A 4,246-nucleotide genomic window follows, 5' to 3' on the forward strand; every position below is an offset into this window, starting at 1 on the left:
CGCCGCCATCGTCGATTCCCACGTCTTTGGCGTTGATTACCATGACACCGGTATCGCTTCCGTTCGAGGCGAAGACCGTGCCGCTAAAATCAGCCGTCTCCTGAGCGTCATTCGCCTGCTGCATGCCCTGGAGTGCCGGATCGTATTTAATCCGCGTAGTGGTCGTGCCGGAGAGCGTCACGGTTTCCTCAGTCGCATCGCCCCAGAATTTACCGATCACGTCGCAATTATTGTATGTCACAATGTAGACAATGTCGGTGATGGTCGCATTGCTCGGGGTCTCCTGGGAGGGGATATCTTTCACCGAGGACATCTCGGCCAGCACTTCACCACGGATCGAGGCCGTAACCGTCACAGTGCCGTTGGAGTCGTCGCCGTCGTCCATCATGCCATCGTTGTTGCAGTTGACCGTTTCCTGGGCGTAGTAGGCATAGGGGCCGGCAGTGGGCCAGGTGTCTTCCAGGGCGGCCTGCGCGGCGACGTTTGGAACGACCGAAGAAAGATACGACACACCAAAGTAGCGAAGGAGAGAGGCCAGCGCATAAGCGTCCTGCCCGGGTTCCTGAACAGTCGTAGGACCTTCCAGACCGCCAGCGTGGGTCGTCGTGAAGGACCATGCACCGAAAAGGCCCTCGACGAGAACGCTGCCCGCGGAGGCCTCGGTGTGGGTATTGTCGGGACCGCAGTCACTGTCCTCCCCGTTGACGGCTGCAATCACACCTGCCTGAATCGCATCGGCGTCGACCATCATGCCCGGGTCGTAATTGCACTAGTGCCCGTCGATCGTGAGCGTAGCAGAACTATCACCGGACACGCTCCAGCTCTTGATCATCGTGTCGTTGTCGGGATCGCCGTCGCAGCTGCCCTCGCAACCACCAGTAAGGGCGTTGCTCAGGTTGCTCGCGTTTACATTGTTGACCGCGGCGTCCACCTTGATCCCCAGAAACTGGGCGACATCATCGCTGCAGGACTGCGCCATCGCACCGGAAAAGATCACGATTACCAAAAAGGTTATATTTTTGAGTTTCATCATGTCGTCCTCGCTCCTCTTTGCGTTCAATGTCGTGATTCTACTTCTTATTTGATTACTCGGGTAGCCCCATGCGCCGGATCACGTGATTGCCGGCGCTGGCGATATAGAGGCTGTTGGTGCGCTCGTCGAGCTCGATCCCGAAGGGCTGGTCGAGCCGGGCATTGACCGCCAGACCGCCGTCCCCGAAATAGCCCTGCAGCCCGGTGCCGGCAATGGTCGTGATGACCCCCGTGTTGAGATCCACCATGCGAATCGCGTGGTTGTTGGTATCTCCGATGTAGAGCCGATTCCTGGAATCGATCTCCAGCGGCCGCGGTGATTGCAGCAGGGCGTCCACAGCCGCTCCCCCGTCTCCGCCGTAGCCGGCCTCGCCGGTCCCAGCCACGGTGGTGATGATCCTCGTCGAAAGATCGATCTTGCGCACGCGGTTGTTGCCGGCATCCGAGAAGTAGTAGTTGCCGGCCGGATCAAAAGCCCCGCCGGCCGGGAACTTGAGCTCTGCCTCGACGGCGGGGCCGCCATCCCCGCTGAAGCCGCCGCCCCCGAAGCCGGTGCTGCCGCTTCCGGCGATGGTCTCGATTATCCCCGTGCTGATGGTCACCTTGCGGATGCGATGATTGAGGAACTCGGCAATGTAGATGTTCCCGGCGCCGTCAAGGGCGATCCCGTGGGGACGACCGATCGAAGCATCGACCGCCGCGCCGCCATCGCCGTCCAGCACATCACTGCCGTCTCCGACAATCGTCGTGATGATTCCGGTGTTCGCCTCGATCTTGCGCACGCGATGGTTGGCCAGGTCCAGGAACAGAATGTTGCCGGCCGCGTCCTGGACGAGGTGGCGCGGGCGGCTGAGCAGGGCTTCGACCGCCGGGCCGCCATCGCCCCCGAAGTCGCCATTGTCGTTCATGGGATCGGCCTCGTAACCGGTGCCCGCGATCGTGGTGATGATGTTCGTCTGCCCGTCGATCCGCCGAATGCGGTGGTTGAAGATGTCGCAGATGAAGAGATTTCCCAGTGCATCGGCCGCCACATCGCCCACGGCATCAAAGCGCGCTTCGAGCGCGTCTTCGCCCTCGCCGGCAAAACCCTGCTGGCCGGTTCCCGCAATCGTCACGATGATACCCGGGGGCACGACCTGCGGATCGTTTCCGCAAGAAGCGACCGCAAATGAAACAGCGAGAATCGTCAGAATTGTTCGAGACCAGTAGTGTGCCTTCTTGTTGTAAAACATGCGCAAGTTGTTCCTTCCCCGCGTAAGAATCGTTACTGGAGTTCGAGCTCGATCCCCCAGAAATCAAGCTGCCCGCCATCGGGATCGCAGCAGTCGGTGACCTTGAGCGTCCAGGTGCCCTGCACCGACTTGCCCTGCAGATCGACCAGGTCCCCCTCGGGCTGGAATCGCCCGCTGTAGGGCGGAGTCACGTCCACGATTCCGAAGGGCGCCTCGTCGTCGAAGACCGTCCCGGAAAATGCGTTGATCGCATCGTCACCGTTTCCGTCGCTCAGGATCACCTCCGTGGCGTCGGGCGCGATGAGCGTAATCGTCAAATCGCCGGAGAACGAGTGGGAAATGTCGACTTCCACGTTGATGTCCTGCACCGTCCCGGTGGCATCGACTGTGATGGTGCTGAGCACCGTGGAGAAATCGGCAATGTCCAGGGGAATCTGTGGCGGTTGGGCGTCAAAGAACAGAGTCTGCCCCGCTGAGGAGATCGGTGCCATCAAATTGGGCACGATGAAGATGTCGCCGAGGTTATTGCTATCGAGCGGATCGAGGTTGGTCGCATCCGAGGCGAGCACAACACTGGCCCCGCCGGGAGAGATCCACGCAGCAAAGCTCTCGTCGTCGGTCTCGCGTCCAAGGGGCGGAATGTTCACGCGGCGAATCTCGGTCTCGCCCACCTCATCGTAGACCTGGTTGTTGTCCCGGTCCCGATCGAGCACGAAGACATCGGCAAAGAAGTTCGTGTCGCCGGCGACCAGGTTCGTGGCGTCCGAGACAAAGGCCACGAAACGCCCGTCATTGCTGATGGTGCCCTGCTCGCTGGCCCCGTCGGTCTCGCCGCCCAGCAGCGGAACGCTCAGGCGCACCGTGCTCACACCGCTCATTTCATCGAAGATTCCGTTACCGTCGGTATCGCGGTCTCGCAGAAACACGTCACTCTCGCCATTGGTATCGCCTGCCACCAGATTGGTCGCAAACGAATCGAAGACCACGTAGCGCCCATCGTTGGAGATCCAGGGCCGTTCTGAGTCGTCGTTGGCTTCCGTGCCCGCCGTGGAGACGCTGACCCGGATGATGGCGATGTCGGCGCCATCATCGTAGGTGCCCATTCCATCCACATCGCGGTCGTGAATGAAGATGTCCGCTGCGTCATTCGTGTCACTCGCTACAAGATTCGTGGCCAGCGACATGAAGACCACGTGCCGGCCATCAGCGGAGATGCGCGGGCGGAAGCTGTTGCTGTCGGTGTCGCCGCCTCCGTCGTTGAGCGTCAGGCGCGAGATCCGCCGGGCACCCGCAACAAGCGCGGGATCCTCATCGAAGATGTTGTTGTCGTCGGCATCGCGGTCGAGCACGAAGAGGTCCAGCGAATTGGCATCCGATTCGCTCGTCGCATAAGTGGCGATTACCGGCGCCCCGCCGGCGGGCGCAGTACCGAATGTCAGCGTCAGCGTGCTGCTGGCATAGACGATGGTGCCCGAGCCGCCGTTATCGCAGACCAGGGTTCCAGCCATGTCGTCCGTGCAGGTTTCCATCCCGTCGGTCACCTTGAAGGATCCGGGCACGGCGCTACGTTCAAAGAGGACCTTGTTGAAAATCGTGGTGGAGTTATCGCCCGTCCCCACCGTTTCGTAGCGGGTGGCGATATTATTGGCGAACGATTCAAAGACCAGGAAACGCCCATCGATACCAGCATCGCCCGGGTCGGCATTGAGCGAGGGGCTATGGCTGTTGCCGTTGGCCTCACTGATCATCCCGGTAATCGGATCGATCGAAACACTCGCGCGGCTGGTCTGCTTTGTCGTTCGGTCGTACAGGAAAATATCGCTGAAACTGCCGCTGTCGGTAAAGTCGATATTGCCTGCGTCCGACTCATAGGCAACCCAGTTCCCCAGGCCGCTGATGGTCGGGAAGAGGGCCGCGTCCTCGGCCTGAACCCGCCCCTGGGCGACCGAAGCCCGCTCGACCCGGCGCGGAAGCATCGCGTC

4 protein-coding genes are annotated in these 4,246 nt (G+C 61.0%); all 4 read right to left on the minus strand.

What is annotated here, in order from left to right; translation table 11 throughout:
* Positions 1-751, minus strand: a 751-nt coding sequence (locus KDH09_06950) for a hypothetical protein (GenBank protein ID MCB0219413.1), incomplete at its 3' end; no start/stop codon positions are given.
* 18 nt (positions 752-769) lie between these two features.
* Positions 770-1,033 carry a hypothetical protein gene (locus KDH09_06955; GenBank protein ID MCB0219414.1) on the minus strand — a complete coding sequence of 88 codons (264 nt, stop codon included), beginning with the start codon at positions 1,031-1,033 and terminating at the stop codon, positions 770-772.
* Between the two features lie 52 nt (positions 1,034-1,085).
* The gene (locus tag KDH09_06960) at positions 1,086-2,264 is read right to left on the minus strand and encodes a hypothetical protein (GenBank protein ID MCB0219415.1); all 1,179 of its coding nucleotides are present in this window, start codon (positions 2,262-2,264) and stop codon (positions 1,086-1,088) included.
* 32 nt (positions 2,265-2,296) lie between these two features.
* Positions 2,297-4,246: proprotein convertase P-domain-containing protein (locus tag KDH09_06965; protein MCB0219416.1), on the minus strand; the 1,950-nt coding region annotated here is incomplete at its 5' end.

Source organism: Chrysiogenia bacterium, from assembly GCA_020434085.1.
Lineage (GTDB): Bacteria > JAGRBM01 > JAGRBM01 > JAGRBM01 > JAGRBM01 > JAGRBM01.